The sequence below is a fragment of the Sulfitobacter mediterraneus genome (genome assembly GCF_003054325.1).
Taxonomy (GTDB): domain Bacteria; phylum Pseudomonadota; class Alphaproteobacteria; order Rhodobacterales; family Rhodobacteraceae; genus Sulfitobacter; species Sulfitobacter mediterraneus.
Window position 1 is genome coordinate 499,498 of the sequence record NZ_QBKU01000001.1, and the last position, 13,708, is coordinate 513,205.

General features: G+C 57.4%; 16 protein-coding genes. 4 read left to right on the plus strand and 12 right to left on the minus strand.

Annotated elements, in window-relative coordinates; translation table 11 throughout:
- The first annotated feature begins 53 nt into the window (after nucleotides 1-53).
- Complete coding sequence (locus C8N31_RS20615; protein WP_025047387.1) at nucleotides 54-188, plus strand: hypothetical protein; 135 nt, start codon at nucleotides 54-56, stop codon at nucleotides 186-188.
- Between the two features lie 76 nt (nucleotides 189-264).
- Here C8N31_RS20615 and infB read toward each other — a convergent pair whose 3' ends face one another.
- The 6 genes from infB to pip form a co-directional block, all read right to left on the minus strand.
- Complete coding sequence (infB, locus tag C8N31_RS02585) at nucleotides 265-2,745, minus strand: translation initiation factor IF-2 (RefSeq protein WP_025047388.1); 2,481 nt, start codon at nucleotides 2,743-2,745, stop codon at nucleotides 265-267.
- An 8-nt stretch (nucleotides 2,746-2,753) separates the two neighbouring features.
- Nucleotides 2,754-3,374, minus strand: a complete 621-nt coding sequence (locus C8N31_RS02590) for an RNA-binding protein (RefSeq protein WP_025047389.1) — start codon at nucleotides 3,372-3,374, stop codon at nucleotides 2,754-2,756.
- 22 nt (nucleotides 3,375-3,396) lie between these two features.
- Nucleotides 3,397-5,022, minus strand: coding sequence for a transcription termination factor NusA (nusA, locus tag C8N31_RS02595; RefSeq protein ID WP_025047390.1), 1,626 nt, complete (start codon nucleotides 5,020-5,022; stop codon nucleotides 3,397-3,399).
- Nucleotides 5,022-5,600 (minus strand): ribosome maturation factor RimP, encoded by a 579-nt coding sequence (gene rimP / locus C8N31_RS02600; protein ID WP_025047391.1) that lies wholly within the window; start codon nucleotides 5,598-5,600, stop codon nucleotides 5,022-5,024. The genes nusA and rimP overlap by 1 nt, the downstream gene beginning before the upstream one ends.
- A 134-nt stretch (nucleotides 5,601-5,734) precedes the next feature.
- The gene (locus C8N31_RS02605) at nucleotides 5,735-6,592 is read right to left on the minus strand and encodes an ABC transporter substrate-binding protein (RefSeq protein WP_025047392.1); all 858 of its coding nucleotides are present in this window, start codon (nucleotides 6,590-6,592) and stop codon (nucleotides 5,735-5,737) included.
- Nucleotides 6,589-7,560 carry a prolyl aminopeptidase gene (gene pip, locus C8N31_RS02610; RefSeq protein WP_025047393.1) on the minus strand — a complete coding sequence of 324 codons (972 nt, stop codon included), beginning with the start codon at nucleotides 7,558-7,560 and terminating at the stop codon, nucleotides 6,589-6,591. Before pip ends, C8N31_RS02605 begins: the two co-directional genes overlap by 4 nt.
- Nucleotides 7,561-7,608: 48 nt before the next feature.
- Between pip and ubiG the strand changes: the two genes are divergently transcribed.
- Complete coding sequence (ubiG, locus tag C8N31_RS02615) at nucleotides 7,609-8,355, plus strand: bifunctional 2-polyprenyl-6-hydroxyphenol methylase/3-demethylubiquinol 3-O-methyltransferase UbiG (protein ID WP_025047394.1); 747 nt, start codon at nucleotides 7,609-7,611, stop codon at nucleotides 8,353-8,355.
- Between the two features lie 2 nt (nucleotides 8,356-8,357).
- Here ubiG and C8N31_RS02620 read toward each other — a convergent pair whose 3' ends face one another.
- From C8N31_RS02620 to C8N31_RS02635, 4 genes are read right to left on the minus strand one after another with little or no spacing between them, the layout of a single operon-like run.
- On the minus strand, nucleotides 8,358-8,792 hold the full coding sequence (locus C8N31_RS02620; protein ID WP_025047395.1) for a MarR family winged helix-turn-helix transcriptional regulator: 435 nt from the start codon (nucleotides 8,790-8,792) through the stop codon (nucleotides 8,358-8,360).
- Nucleotides 8,789-9,634: a carbon-nitrogen hydrolase family protein gene (locus tag C8N31_RS02625; RefSeq protein ID WP_025047396.1), complete on the minus strand. Its 846-nt coding sequence runs from the start codon at nucleotides 9,632-9,634 to the stop codon at nucleotides 8,789-8,791. Before C8N31_RS02625 ends, C8N31_RS02620 begins: the two co-directional genes overlap by 4 nt.
- Before the next feature lie 2 nt (nucleotides 9,635-9,636).
- Nucleotides 9,637-9,894 carry a glutaredoxin 3 gene (gene grxC / locus C8N31_RS02630; RefSeq protein ID WP_025047397.1) on the minus strand — a complete coding sequence of 86 codons (258 nt, stop codon included), beginning with the start codon at nucleotides 9,892-9,894 and terminating at the stop codon, nucleotides 9,637-9,639.
- Nucleotides 9,895-9,931: 37 nt separating this feature from the next.
- Nucleotides 9,932-10,666: a ComF family protein gene (locus tag C8N31_RS02635; protein WP_037917828.1), complete on the minus strand. Its 735-nt coding sequence runs from the start codon at nucleotides 10,664-10,666 to the stop codon at nucleotides 9,932-9,934.
- Nucleotides 10,667-10,677: 11 nt separating this feature from the next.
- Between C8N31_RS02635 and C8N31_RS02640 the strand changes: the two genes are divergently transcribed.
- Nucleotides 10,678-11,496, plus strand: coding sequence for a methyltransferase domain-containing protein (locus tag C8N31_RS02640; protein WP_025047399.1), 819 nt, complete (start codon nucleotides 10,678-10,680; stop codon nucleotides 11,494-11,496).
- Between the two features lie 55 nt (nucleotides 11,497-11,551).
- Nucleotides 11,552-12,598, plus strand: a complete 1,047-nt coding sequence (gene hemH / locus C8N31_RS02645) for a ferrochelatase (protein ID WP_025047400.1) — start codon at nucleotides 11,552-11,554, stop codon at nucleotides 12,596-12,598.
- Between the two features lie 87 nt (nucleotides 12,599-12,685).
- Here the strand turns inward: hemH and C8N31_RS02650 are convergent, their stop codons facing one another.
- Complete coding sequence (locus C8N31_RS02650; RefSeq protein ID WP_025047401.1) at nucleotides 12,686-12,868, minus strand: hypothetical protein; 183 nt, start codon at nucleotides 12,866-12,868, stop codon at nucleotides 12,686-12,688.
- A 141-nt stretch (nucleotides 12,869-13,009) separates the two neighbouring features.
- Entirely contained in the window at nucleotides 13,010-13,621 is a 612-nt protein-coding gene (locus C8N31_RS02655; protein ID WP_025047402.1) for a L,D-transpeptidase, read from the minus strand.
- Nucleotides 13,622-13,708: the final 87 nt, after the last annotated feature.

Here is a 13,708-nt window from a genome sequence, read left to right on the forward strand (position 1 = left end):
GTGTTTTCCAAATTGTTCACTAAAATGTGAGGTATTCTTTTGGGGGAAAGAAAATGCTGCGAACCATCACATTGGGGTCCTGTGTGTCCGTTCAGGGTATCTTTGTAAAAGATATGCCGGATGGGCGCATTGCTGTCAAAGTAGACGACACCGTCTATGCAGGCAAACCCGTCAGCCGCAAGAACTAAGCGGTCATCAAACTGTTCAACGAAAAAGGGGCCGCGTCACCGCAGCCCCTTTTTTGATGTCTTGATGTGACCCGCCTTATGAAAGCGTACGGGTCACTTCTTCGCGTTCAAAGATTTCGATCACGTCATCAGGACGGATATCGTCATAGTTTTCAAACGCCATACCGCATTCCTGGCCGGACTGTACCTCTGGCACTTCGTCCTTGAAACGCTTGAGTGTTTTCAACGTGCCTTCATGGATCACCACGTTGTCACGCAGCAAACGCACCCCGGCAGAGCGACGCGCCACACCTTCGGTAACCAGACAACCGGCAACTTTGCCGACGCCAGTGACCTTGAAGACCTCTTTGATCGACGCATAGCCGATAAAGTTTTCTTTGATCTCGGCGCTGAGCAGGCCAGAGGCCGCTGCTTTGACGTCATCCACAAGATCGTAGATCACAGAATAATACCGGATCTCGACGCCCTTTTGGTTCGCCGTGTTCCGCGCAGACGCATTGGCACGGACGTTAAAGCCCATGATCGGTGCGCCAGACGCCTCAGCAAGACCAACGTCGGTCTCGGTGATCGCGCCAACACCGGAGTGCAGGACGCGCACGCGCACCTCGTCGTTGCCGATTTTCTCCATCGCCTGAACAATCGCTTCGGCAGAACCCTGCACATCCGCTTTGACCAGAATTGGCAGCTCGCTGACGTTCTCGTCTGCCTTGGCATTCGCCATCAGCTGTTCGAGTGTCGTCGCCGCACCGGCAGCGGCACGTTTGTCCTTGGCCGCATTTGCACGATAATCCGCGATCTCACGCGCTTGTGCTTCCGTGTCTGTCACGTTCAGAACGTCACCTGCTTCGGGCGTACCGTTCAGACCCAGAACCTCAACAGGAACCGATGGTCCGGCTTCCTTGACGCGGTTGCCTTTGTCATCAATCAGCGCACGGACCTTACCGTACTGCTCACCCACAACAAAGATATCGCCTTGGCGCAGCGTACCGTTCTGAACCAGAACAGTCGCAACCGGGCCGCGGCCCACATCAAGCTGTGCCTCGATCACGGCACCAACGGCGGCGCGATCTGGGTTGGCTTTCAGTTCAAGCAGTTCGGCCTGAAGTGCGATGGCTTCGAGCAGTTGATCAAGACCTTGCCCGGTGATTGCAGAAACTTCAACGTCCTGCACCTCACCTGACATCTGCTCCACGATCACCTCGTGCTGCAGCAAATCAGTACGCACTTTCATGGCATCAGCCGCCGGGCGGTCGATCTTGTTGATGGCCACGATCATCGGCACTTGCGCCGCTTTGGCGTGATTGATCGCTTCGATGGTTTGCGGCATCACAGCGTCGTCCGCCGCAACCACCAGAACCACGATATCCGTCACCTGAGCGCCGCGCGAACGCATGGAGGTAAAGGCCGCGTGACCCGGCGTATCAAGGAAAGACAGCACCTGACCGCCATCCGTGGTCACCTGATAGGCGCCAATGTGCTGTGTGATCCCGCCTGCTTCGCCAGCAACAACCTTGGCGTTGCGGATCGCATCGAGCAGCGATGTTTTACCGTGGTCAACGTGACCCATGATCGTGATGACCGGAGGACGACCAACCAGATCGGCGGCATCGTCTTCGATCTCTTTGATCACGTCCTCGACATCTGCATCGGAAACACGCACCACCTTGTGGCCAAATTCCTCGATGATCAGTTCCGCTGTATCGGCATCAATCGTTTCGTTCTGCGTAACCATCAAACCGTTGTTCATCAACGCTTTGACAACCGCGCCTGTCTTTTCGGCCATCCGTGCAGCCAATTCAGACACAACAATTGCCGGTGGCAACTGCACATCACGAATAACCTTTTCGCGCTCGACACTGCCGCCCATCGCCTTTTGGCGTGCGCGTTCCTGCTTGCGCTTCATCTGCGCCATCGAACGCTGGCGTCCACCTTCACGGCCAGAAAGCGCCTGATTAACAGTCAGCTTACCAGACCGGCGGCTGTCATCGCCGCGGTTCTTTTTGTTGGTGTCCTCGCGGTCACGATCCGTTTTCCGCGGTGTCGCTGCTGGCGCAGGCTTGTTGGCAGGCGCGCGGGCCGCAGGAGCCGCAGCGGCAGGGGCCGCAGCCGCCGCTTGTGCAGCAGCCTCAGCTTCGCGGGCCTTGCGTTCATCTTCTTCGGCCTTGGCCTTGAGGCTTTCTTCGCGCTCGCGTTCTGCCTTTTCTTTGGCTTCGATCTCGGCGCGGCGGCGTTCACGATCCTCTGCACGGGCCTTTTCTTCGGCTTCGCGGGCAGCGGCCTCTTCGACCTCACGCGCTTTGGCCGCTTGCACAGCCTTCAGCCGGCGGGCCATTTCCGCATCTGTAATGCCCGCAGGGCGTTTGGACGGATCGCCAATAGGAGCGCCCCCAGCCGCACCGGACTTTGCCGCGCCCGGTTTGGGCACAACAACGCGCTTGCGTTTGGTTTCGACCACGACGTTCTTGGTCCGCCCATGGCTAAAGCTTTGCTTTACGTTGCCCGGACGCGCAGGTGCCCCGCGCAGACCCAATGTTTTCTTGCCGTCAGTATCGCTCATTTAGCTCGTCATCCTTTCGGCTGGCCGTTGCCAACCTCGTTTTTGCGCACGCCCTTAAGTCGTTGGGCCTCCTCTACAACACGCAGAGTGAGTCCACCAGAGGCGAGCGCCCCATGTATCACAGTTTGCCGACCGAATGCCAAACCCAATTCGTCTGCGGTCAACCAGCCAATGTATTGGCCATAGTGCGGTGTGCTTAGTTTCGATTTGCCCCGGCCTGATCCGTCCACCGCTTGGATCAGCACTTCGGCTTCTTCTGTTTGCAGCCAGCCTTTGACCTTTTCGTAGCCCGCAACAGCTTTGCCAGACTTACGTTGCAGCGAAATCAGATCAACAACCCGCCGCGCCAACTGCCGCTCTACCTCATCGGCCAGATCATCGGCCACCGTGACCTGCTGTTTGGCCGCACGGGAGAACAGCTTTTTGTTAACGGCCATCTCGATCGCCGCGCGGTCAGACGCCACATAGATGCCGCGACCCGGCAGTTTGCCCAGAATATCCGGCACGATCTGTGCATCCGGTCCAACAACAAAACGCACCAAGCCGTGCTTTGGTTGCACTTCGCCCGTGGCAATACACTTGCGATCAGGACCGTTTTCCCGGTCTTTTGGAACGCCACCGCGACCCATCATGAACCTCCGAGGCCTGAGATCAGGCCTCGGTCTCCTCGGTCAGGTCTGCGTCTTCGCCGTCCGTCTCTTCCGCGTCTGCTTCCAGTTCTGCCGGATCGACCCAGCCCAGCAACACGCGGGCCGTCATGATCATGGTTTGTGCGTCCTCAAGCGAGATGTCGAAGGGTTCAAGAACCCCGTCATCCTTAACCCGCTCACCATCAACAGTGGTCCAGCCGCCGGCCAGTTCCCAATCCGCACAGGTTGCGAAATCTTCCAGCGTTTTCACATCGTCTTTGGCCAGTGCCTCAATCATCTGGGGTGTCAGACCCTCAAATTCAACAAGGCTGTCCTCGACACCCAATGCACGGGCGTTCTCAAGCGCCGCTTTGTTGCGGGCCTCCAGCACATCGCGGGCACGGGCCTGCAATTCATTGGCCGTGTCTTCGTCAACACCGTCAATCACCAACAGTTCGTCAATCTCGACATAGGCCACCTCTTCGAGGTTGGTGAACCCTTCGGAGACCAGCAACTGGGCAAAGAATTCGTCCAGATCTAGGTTGTCCATAAACAGCTTGGTGCGCAGTTCAAACTCGGCCTGACGGCGCGCGCTTTCCTGCTCTTCTGTCATGATGTCGATATCAAGACCGGTCAACTGGGACGCCAAACGCACGTTCTGGCCACGGCGGCCAATTGCGAGCGACAATTGCTCTTCAGGAACAACAACTTCGATTTTACCAGCTTCTTCGTCCAAAACAACCTTGGACACCTCGGCAGGCTGAAGCGCGTTCACCAGGAAGGTCGGCTGATCTTCATTCCATGGAATGATGTCGATCTTTTCGCCCTGAAGCTCGTTCACAACTGCCTGAACACGGCTACCGCGCATACCAACACAGGCGCCAACAGGGTCGATCGACCCATCATAAGAAATCACCGCGATTTTTGCGCGCGATCCGGGATCACGGGCAACCGCCTTGATCTCGATGATGCCGTCATAAATTTCTGGCACTTCCATTTTGAACAGTTCGGCCATGAATTCTGGCGCGGTACGGCTCAGGAAGATCTGCGGCCCGCGCTGTTCGCGGCGCACATCCTTGATATAAACGCGGATACGGTCGTTCGGGCGATAGCTTTCGCGGCCGATCTTCTCGTTGCGACGCAGGATCGCTTCGCCAGCGCCCACATCGACGATCACGTTGCCGTACTCTTCGCGCTTGACCAAGCCATTGATGATGGTGCCTGCGCGATCCTTGAACTCTTCGTACTGACGATCACGCTCGGCTTCGCGGACCTTCTGCAAAATCACCTGCTTGGCTGACTGGGCGGCAATCCGGCCCATCTCGACCGGTGGCACTTCTTCTACATAAGTGTCGCCAACCGCAGGGCTGTCCATATATTGCTTGGCCTGCTCAACGGTGAATTCCGCCTGATAGTTCTCAAGCTCTTCATCCTCAACCACGGTGCGCACACGGGTAAAGGTCGCGCGACCTGTCTTGCGGTCGATGGCCACGCGAATGTCCATTTCCGCGCCATAGCGGGACTTCGCTGCACGAGCGAGCGATTCTTCCATCGCCTCGACCACCAGATTGGGGTCGATCATCTTTTCTCGGGCAACCGCCTCGGCGGTTTGAAGCAGCTCAAGCTGGTTGGCAGATGTAATGGCCATTAGTCTTCTCCCTCAGCAGACTCATCAGTCTGGATCTCATCGAATTGGGTTTCGTCAATTGCGCCTGACGCCTTACGCTGGCGCAGCATTTCTTTAATCAGATCATCGGTCAGAACCAGTTTGGCATCCGACAACCAATCAAACTTGAGGCCAATGGTGCCCTCTTCGACGTTGATCAGCACTTCGTCATCCTCAACACCCGCCAGCGCACCCTTAAAGCGGCGACGACCATCAATCAGTTCTTCTGTCTCGATCTTGGCCTCGTATCCTTCGAACATGTCAAAGTCTTTGAGACGGGTCAGCGGCCGGTCAATACCGGGCGAGGACACTTCGAGCGTATATTCTTCAACAATCGGGTCTTCGACATCAAGCACCGCGCCGATCGCCTGTGTGATATCGCTCAGATGATCGACTTCGATCCCACCATCGGGTTTGTCGCACATGATCTGCAGCGTTGTGGTTTTGCCGCTCATCAGACGCACGCGCACCAGTTCAAACCCCAGATCCTCAATCACCGGTGTGATGATCTCGGCCATGCGGCGGTCAATGGCGGCTTTGGCTATCAGGTCGTTGGTCATGATCTCGCTTGGTATTAGGCACAAAAAAACGGGCGCGCGGCCCGTATCGTGTTTCGGTGGAGCGTTTGGTGTGGACCCGAACGCGCCGCTGTTGAGATGCATATAGGGGGAAGGGCGCGAAACTGCAAGCCGCTTTACCCAAACCACCACCGCTCTGCCGCACGCAGGTTGTCCAGTGGGCGCAGGTTGCTGATCTGGGCAGGCTGCGCCAGATCGGCGCTGACCGCCTGAACCGGATCGCGGGCGTCAGGCAACAACACGATATCGGGCATCTCGGCCAAGCCACTGGCATCATGCAGGTCTGCGGCATCCACTAGATACTCGCCCAGCGCCTGCCCGCGCACCATCTCGGATGGGATCGACGTTAATTCAACCTCGTCAAACCATCCCGCACTGCCGTCTTTGTAGTGCTGTGACACACGCGCGGTCAGCAACCTCTGCCCCGCCTCAAACCGTTTCACCTGATAAAGACCCGTCCCGATGCCGCTGTTGAGGGCATGAGCAGAGCGAATCACATGTTCCGGCTGGGCCAATCTCAAGGGCAAGCCCGCATCCGGTACCGTCAAACGGATTTGCAGCTCATGGGGACCAAGCGGAACCAGCTCCGCATCCAAATACGGTGCCAAACTGGCCGCAGCATCGGCCGATGTGAAAGGTTTGCCATCGTGAAACCGTACATCCGGGCGCAGATCAAAGGTCCAGATCCGGCCATCCCCGGAGGCCCGCCAATCCACCGCCAACTCAGGCCGCAGCGTACCATCCGCAGCGACCTCGGTCAGCGTATCAAAAACCAACCCTTGCCGTGCGACCAGCATGAACAAACCATCGCCCATCGTCCAATTGTCACTGCGATCCGCCCCCGACAACGCCATGCGCAACCGGCCGCCGTGCTTTGGCAGCCCCGCCGCCGATACACCCGAAGCCGCCAAAAGCGCCGCCGCCGCACCGCTGGTGAACAAGGCACGCCGGTCGATATGCGACCGCCGGCTCATTGCGCTGCGATCCTGTCCATGGTTCGCACCAGTTCTGCGGATATCCCGGGCTCTGACAAGGCATGCCCGGCGTTGCGTACCATCATCAGCTCACTTACCGGCCATGCTTCGGACAGGGCATAGGCACTGCTTGGCGGGCAGATCATATCGTATCGCCCCTGCACAATGGTGCCGGGGATGTGTTTTATTCGGCCCATGTTGGCAAGGATCTGACCGTCACTCTCAAGGAACCCGGCATGGGTGAAATAGTGGTTTTCGAGCCGCGAGAACGCGCGGGCATAATCCGCCGGGCCCTCATGAACCGCGCCCGCCGAATGGATCGACGCCAATGCATTTTCCCAAGCAGACCACGCCCGGCCATATTGCCGCTCAACTTGCAGATCGCAGGAAAACAGCCGCCGGTGATAGGCCGCGATCAGATCATCACGTTCGTCCTCTGGGATCAGATCGACAAACCGCGCCCAAACTTCAGGCCAGAACTTGCCTGCGCCGCCGCCATAGAACCAATCCAGTTCGGCCTGCGTCATCAAGAACACACCGCGCAGCACCAATTGACGCACCGCGTCCGGATGGGCCTGCGCATAGATCAGGGCCAGCGTTGCCCCCCAAGACCCGCCAAAAACGATCCAGTTTGAGATGCCAAGCGTGCTGCGAATCAGCTCGATATCCGCCACCAGATGCCAGGTCGTATTGTCGGTCACTGACGCATGGGGCCGCGACCGACCACAGCCGCGCTGATCAAACAGGATCACGCGGTAAACGGAGGGATCAAAATAGCGCCGCATCGACGGGCTGCACCCGCCGCCAGGCCCGCCATGCAACACCACAACGGGGATTCCATCGGGGTTTCCGCATTGCTCAACATAGACCTGATGACCTTGCCCAACCGCCAGCATCCGCTGATCAAACGGATCAACGGGCGGATAAAGATACTGCACTGCGCGCTTTTGGTCGGGATACTTGTCCATCACGGCCCTATATAGTCTTTCACACCACAAGAGCATAGGGAGCGTGGAATGCAAACGCCTCAAACAACAGTTGACCCCGCCGAAGTTGCAAAATTCGAAGCGATGGCCGCCGAATGGTGGGATTTGAACGGTAAATTCAAACCTTTACACATGCTCAATCCCTGCCGGCTGGACTATATCACCAGCCAGATCGCCGGTGAATTTGACCGTGACCTGAAATCAGATGCGCCGTTCAAAGGTTTGCGAATCCTTGATATCGGCTGTGGCGGCGGCCTGCTGGCCGAACCGATGGCCCGGCTGGGCGCGGATGTGGTGGGCGCAGATGCCGCCGCTGGCAACATTCCCGTAGCGCAGGTGCATGCCGCGCAATCAGGTCTCGATATTGATTACCGTCACACCACTGCCGAAGCCATGGCAGAGGCGGGCGAACAATTTGACGCGGTGTTGAATATGGAGGTGGTCGAACATGTTGCCTCCCCCATTGATTATCTGACCGCCTGTCACGATCTGCTCAAACCCGGCGGATTGCACATCTGCTCGACGATCAACCGCAACCCAAAGTCCTACATGATGGCCATTGTCGGTGCGGAACACATCATGCGCTGGCTGCCCAAGGGCACCCATGAATGGTCCAAGTTCATCACCCCGGATGAACTGTTTGACCTGCTGACCCGTGCGGGCCTGACCCCGGTGGATCGCAAAGGGTTTGTGTTCAATCCCATCGCCTGGAGCTGGAGCCTGTCGGACAGAGATCTGAGTGTGAATTACGTCACCGCCAGCACGCGGCCTAGCTAACCTTAGGCGAGCTGCTTGCGAATACCGCGCAAGATTGGCAAAGCGGCCCGCGCCTGTTCTTCGCCCAGATCATCAACAACCTTGTTGATGGTCGGGGTGATCGCGGCAAAGGCATCATCACGCGCCTGCCGTCCGGCAGGACTGATCTGAACAATCTTGCGGCGGGCATCGTCCCAATCCGGGCGCACATGAATATACCCCGCCCATTGCAGTTTGTTCAGGGTGTTGGTCATTGCCCCGCGCGTCACGTTGAACCGCTCCGCCAGCTTGGCTGGGGTGCTTTCCTCGCCCTTAAAAGCCAAGACGTTCAGGACCGAGAAATGCGAAATTTCCATGCCTTTTGGCAGGATTTTGGTCAGACTGCCCCGCACCGCGTGATCTGCAGCAAGCAGTTCACTAAAAAGCAATATGGCGAGGGCATTCTTGTCTTGGGTCATTGGTCTACCGGATCAGGGGGCCGAAATTCACGGGCATTGGACAGGCTTGGCACCCTGCGCCGCGCCGCTTCCCCTTCTTCCATATTCAGATCAAAGTTGTAAACGCCCGGCGCTTCCCCTGCGTCAAGAATCACCTCGCCCCACGGGGAAACGACCAAAGAATGGCCATACGTGTCACGTGCCTTGCGGCTGGCGCTGGCATGGGTGCCGGTTTGGCCGGGTGCAATTACGAAACATCCCGTTTCGATCGCCCGCGCCCGGAGCAAGGCATGCCAATGCGCCGCCCCCGTCACAGGGGAAAAGGCCGCAGGCACCGTGATGATCCGTGCGCCAGCATTGGCCAGAGCCTGATACAATTTGGGAAAGCGCACATCATAGCAAACGCTCATCCCGATCCGGGCAAAAGCTGTCTCCGCCACCACGGCCTGTGTGCCGGGCCGGTATCCTTCGGATTCGCGGTAGGTTTCGGTCTCGTTGATCTGCACGTCGAACATGTGAATCTTGTCATACCGCGCCGCCACGGACCCATCGGGCGCAATCAAAAAGCTGCGGTTGGCAAAACGTCCGTCCGGATCATCTGTTTTGAGGCCCAGCGACCCGATCAAAAGCCATATTTCGGCATCCGCAGCCTCACTTCGCAATGCGGCCAGCGTTTGATCCTCGCTTTCGTGCTGCAAAACATCCTGTTGGTGTCTGCGACTGGTGGAAACACAATTGGTCACCTCGGGAGTCAAAACAAACTTTGCCCCCTGCGCCACGGCATCGCGCAACATCCCAACGGTCACCGGCAGGTTTTTTGCCGGATCATCCGTCACATTCAGTTGAAGCAGCGCGGATTTCACGCTCAGGCCTCAAGCAAGGAGTCGAGTTTTCCTGCCCGTTCCAGCGCATGCAGATCATCCGACCCGCCCACATGATCGCCACCGATAAAGATCTGCGGCACGGTGCGCCCACCATTGGCGCGTTGGATCATCTCTGCCTTGCGGTCCGGATTTGCCAACACGTCAACCTCGGAAAAGCTGACACCCTTGCTGTTCAAAAGCCGTTTGGCCGCGTGGCAGAACCCGCAAAGCGGTGATGTATATATCTCGACGGTTTTCATGAACCGATCCCTTTTCAACAAAACTGTTGAGAGGGATTTAAGCGTCTTTCACCGCCCGCGCCAGTGTTACGACACTGACCGGCCCTGATCCGGCATCCAAACAGGCCTGTGTCGCGGCAGATAACGTCGCGCCAGTTGTCATCACATCGTCAACCAAAAGCACCGGTCGCCCGATCAATCGGTGCCGTCGCCGCGGATGAACGCGCATGGCGTCTTGCAAGGTCCGGTATCGGGTTTCGCGGTCCATACCATCAAGACGGCGGGTGCGCCGATGCCGCTGCAACAGATCGGGCGCCCATGAAAGCCCGCTCCGCTCTGCCAACGCCTTGGCCAGAAGGGCCGATTGATTATAGCGGCGCTGTATCATCCGTTGCCAATGTAGCGGTACAGGCGCGATCAAGGCCTGCTCTGGCACCAGCCCTTTGATCGCATTGGCCATCCATAGGCCCGCAGGCTGCGCGATCTCTTGTCGGTCGCCATGTTTCAGCGCCAAAACCAGATTGCGCCCAGTATCACGGTACAAGAGCGCAGATCGCCCGCGCACCCATGGCCGGGGCGATAGCAAACAGGCATCACATTGATGTGAAACGTCATCCTCCTCGCCTGGCAGAGGTACGCCGCAGCTGTCGCAGACCATACCGCCGACAAAAGCGGTATCGCGCCAACATTTACCGCACAGGCCAAAATCGCCATCCACGATATCGCCGCAAGCCAGACATCGAGGCGGATAAATGGCGTTCAGCCCTGTTTGAAGTCTGCTTGTTATCGTCATATCTACCCCGGATGACCCAGAATCCTGTTCTTACCGACCTGACAGCCCTGCGCCTGCACCGCGCCCGCGCCAATGCTGGCGGGATGTTCCTGCACCAGACCGCCGCCGATGAGGTGGAAGATCGCCTGCAACTGGTTAAGAAGCCGTTTAGCAAGATGGGATTGATCACCGGCTTTGCTGATTTCTGGGAATCACGCCTGCCAAACATGACCGCTCTGGCCGACGACGACACCCTCGCGGTTGAGCCTGCCAGCTATGATCTGCTGGTCCATGCGATGGCCCTGCACTGGGCGAATGATCCGGTTGGCCAGCTCATTCAATGTCGCCGCGCCCTGCGGCCGGATGGGTTGTTCCTATCCGTCGCTTTTGGTGGCCAGACCCTGCATGAATTGCGGGCCTGCCTGGGCCAAGCGGAGGCCAATGTGACCGGGGGTATGTCACCGCGCATCGCCCCAATGGCGGAACTGCGCGACATGGGCGCGCTGCTGCAACGGGCCGGGTTTGCATTGCCCGTCGCAGACAGCTTGCCGCTCACTGTCGAATATGACGATGCTTGGCATCTGATGCGGGATTTGCGCAGCATGGGTGAGACCAACGCCCTCACTGGCCGGTTACGCCGCCCGACCGCCCGCCGCGTTATGGAAATGGCTGTGCAACTTTACCAAGACAACTATCTGGGCGCGGAGGGACGGGTCACCGCGACATTTGAGTTGATCTTCCTCACCGGCTGGGCCCCCGCTGAAAGCCAGCCCAAACCTTTGCGCCCCGGATCTGCGCAACAGCGGTTGGCCGATGCCCTCAAAACCGATGAGACAAAACTGCCTATTTGACCCCAAGGGCAAAGCGTCTATTTCACCAAGAACACCGCTTTTAGGATTTTCCCACATGCAGCCTGCCCGTCCGCCCCATTCCAATACAGATCACCCCGCCCTGCCGAAACAAAGGGTGGGTGTTCTATTGGCCAATCTGGGAACGCCGGACAACTATGATTATTGGTCGATGCGCCGCTATCTGAGCGAGTTTTTGTCGGATCGTCGGGTGATCGATTATTCCCCATGGCTGTGGCAACCGCTTTTGCAGGGGATCATCCTCACCAAACGTCCGTTTACATCCGGTGCCGCCTATAAATCCATCTGGAACGAAGAGGCGGGCGAAAGCCCCTTGATGACCATCACCAAAGCCCAAACCGCCAAAATCACCGCACAGATGCAAGACCGTTACGGCGATGATGTGATGGTGGATTTCTGCATGCGCTACGGCAATCCGTCCACCCAATCAAAAGTCGAAGCGATGACCAAGGCAGGATGTTCCAAGATCCTGTTTTTCCCGCTTTATCCGCATTATGCTGGGGCCACATCCGCAACCGCCTGTGATGCGTTCTTTGCCGCATTGGGCCAAGAAAAATGGCAACCCATTGCCCGCGTGGTTGAGCCCTATTTTGATCGCCCCGATTATATCGAAGCCTTGGCGCAGTCCATCGAACGGGGCTATGCGGCGGCAGAAACCAAACCTGATATCCTGATCTGTTCCTACCACGGTTTGCCGCAACGCTATCTGATGGAGGGCGACCCCTATCATTGCCAATGCCAGAAAACCACGCGGCTGCTCAAGGAACGGTTGGGCTGGGACAACACCCAGATCATGACCACCTTCCAATCAAAGTTCGGCCCCGAAGAATGGCTGCAACCCTACACGGTTGAGGAAGTCGCAAGGCAAGCCGAAGCGGGCAACAAAAGCATCGCTGTTTGCGCACCTGCGTTCTCTGCCGATTGCATCGAAACGCTTGAAGAGATCAACGAAGAGATTAAGGAAAGCTTTGAAGAGGCGGGCGGCGAACACTTCACCTATATTCCCTGCCTCAATGATGATGACGCGCATATCACAGCGCTGACCAACACCATTGTAGAAAACCTGCGCGGTTGGCTGGACTGAGCGTTTTCGCGGGCAGAAATTTACCCTTTAGACACAAAAAAGGCGGTACCGAGGTACCGCCTTTTTCGTTTTAGTAGTCGATACCGATTAGTCGGCAGCAACAGCCGCAGCAACGATTGCCAGCAGGATCAGCGGCAGCAGGATGCCGGAAGAAGAGCCAGCGGCTTCTTCAACAACAACAGGTGCTTCGATGACCGGGTCTGCAAGCGAACCAGCGTATGCGGTCGATGCGGCAGCTGTCAGTGCAGCGGCGAGAACGAGTTTTTTCATAACATAACCTCCAGAAAAGGCGTGCCACATCAATGTGCGGACACGCACCCAAGACTTACCTCGTAGTTCTGTCTAAACAGCATATACAGCGGATTGCAAACCCGGATTCCATTCAGACAACCTACAATCACCCGAATGTCGTCAAATTAGCAACACTTGAGTGCCCACTTTGGCCATCCCGAATAGCTCCGCAATATGCTCATTATACAGACCGATACATCCGTTAGAGGATTTGCGGCCAATCTTGCGCGTGTCGTGGGTGCCGTGAATCCGGTAATAGGTCCAGCTGAGGTAAAGCGCATGCGTTCCCAGTGGGTTCTCCGGGCCGGGTCCGATGAACGGGGGCCATTCTGGGTTGCGCTTGAGCATGGATGGCGTTGGACGCCAGCTTGGCCCATCAACCTTTTGCACAACTTTGGTCCGGCCACGGCGGGTCAGATCCTCGGTCAGTGGTACGCTGGACGGATACAGTTTGTAGATGCTCTGATCCTCGGACCAATAATGCACCGCGCGGCTGTCGATATCGACCAGAATCGCGCCATTGTTGGTGTTGTCAAAATAAGGCTGCCAATCCAGCGTCCGAAAGCTGGAGATATTGCGGCGCACGGTCTCTGTCAGATCGCGCTCATTTTCAGTGGTCGCAGTTGAATTGACGGCAGCGGTGTCCTGCGCCAACGCAGGGGTGGCCAGCATCGCGGCACTTCCGGCCAGAAACGCACGGCGGCCACCGTTGGAAAATTGACTGTCAGACATGATATGTCCCCCTCATTGGGCAATTTCGCTATTTTACAGACATATATGGCGCGAAAGACGCAGTATCAAATCAAACCACCGTTAACT

What these genes read in the sequence shown, in the direction of transcription:
- C8N31_RS02605 (WP_025047392.1), bottom strand. Translation starts at nt 6,592, where the DNA reads ATGAGCCGGCGGTCGCATATCGACCGGCGTGCCTTGTTCACCAGCGGT.
- nusA (WP_025047390.1), bottom strand. Translation starts at nt 5,022, where the DNA reads ATGGCCATTACATCTGCCAACCAGCTTGAGCTGCTTCAAACCGCCGAG.
- C8N31_RS02655 (WP_025047402.1), bottom strand. Translation starts at nt 13,621, where the DNA reads ATGTCTGACAGTCAATTTTCCAACGGTGGCCGCCGTGCGTTTCTGGCC.
- hemH (WP_025047400.1), top strand. Translation starts at nt 11,552, where the DNA reads ATGCAGCCTGCCCGTCCGCCCCATTCCAATACAGATCACCCCGCCCTG.
- C8N31_RS02620 (WP_025047395.1), bottom strand. Translation starts at nt 8,792, where the DNA reads ATGACCCAAGACAAGAATGCCCTCGCCATATTGCTTTTTAGTGAACTG.
- infB (WP_025047388.1), bottom strand. Translation starts at nt 2,745, where the DNA reads ATGAGCGATACTGACGGCAAGAAAACATTGGGTCTGCGCGGGGCACCT.
- C8N31_RS02590 (WP_025047389.1), bottom strand. Translation starts at nt 3,374, where the DNA reads ATGGGTCGCGGTGGCGTTCCAAAAGACCGGGAAAACGGTCCTGATCGC.
- pip (WP_025047393.1), bottom strand. Translation starts at nt 7,560, where the DNA reads ATGGACAAGTATCCCGACCAAAAGCGCGCAGTGCAGTATCTTTATCCG.
- ubiG (WP_025047394.1), top strand. Translation starts at nt 7,609, where the DNA reads ATGCAAACGCCTCAAACAACAGTTGACCCCGCCGAAGTTGCAAAATTC.
- rimP (WP_025047391.1), bottom strand. Translation starts at nt 5,600, where the DNA reads ATGACCAACGACCTGATAGCCAAAGCCGCCATTGACCGCCGCATGGCC.
- C8N31_RS02640 (WP_025047399.1), top strand. Translation starts at nt 10,678, where the DNA reads ATGACCCAGAATCCTGTTCTTACCGACCTGACAGCCCTGCGCCTGCAC.
- C8N31_RS20615 (WP_025047387.1), top strand. Translation starts at nt 54, where the DNA reads ATGCTGCGAACCATCACATTGGGGTCCTGTGTGTCCGTTCAGGGTATC.
- grxC (WP_025047397.1), bottom strand. Translation starts at nt 9,894, where the DNA reads ATGAAAACCGTCGAGATATATACATCACCGCTTTGCGGGTTCTGCCAC.
- C8N31_RS02650 (WP_025047401.1), bottom strand. Translation starts at nt 12,868, where the DNA reads ATGAAAAAACTCGTTCTCGCCGCTGCACTGACAGCTGCCGCATCGACC.
- C8N31_RS02635 (WP_037917828.1), bottom strand. Translation starts at nt 10,666, where the DNA reads ATGACGATAACAAGCAGACTTCAAACAGGGCTGAACGCCATTTATCCG.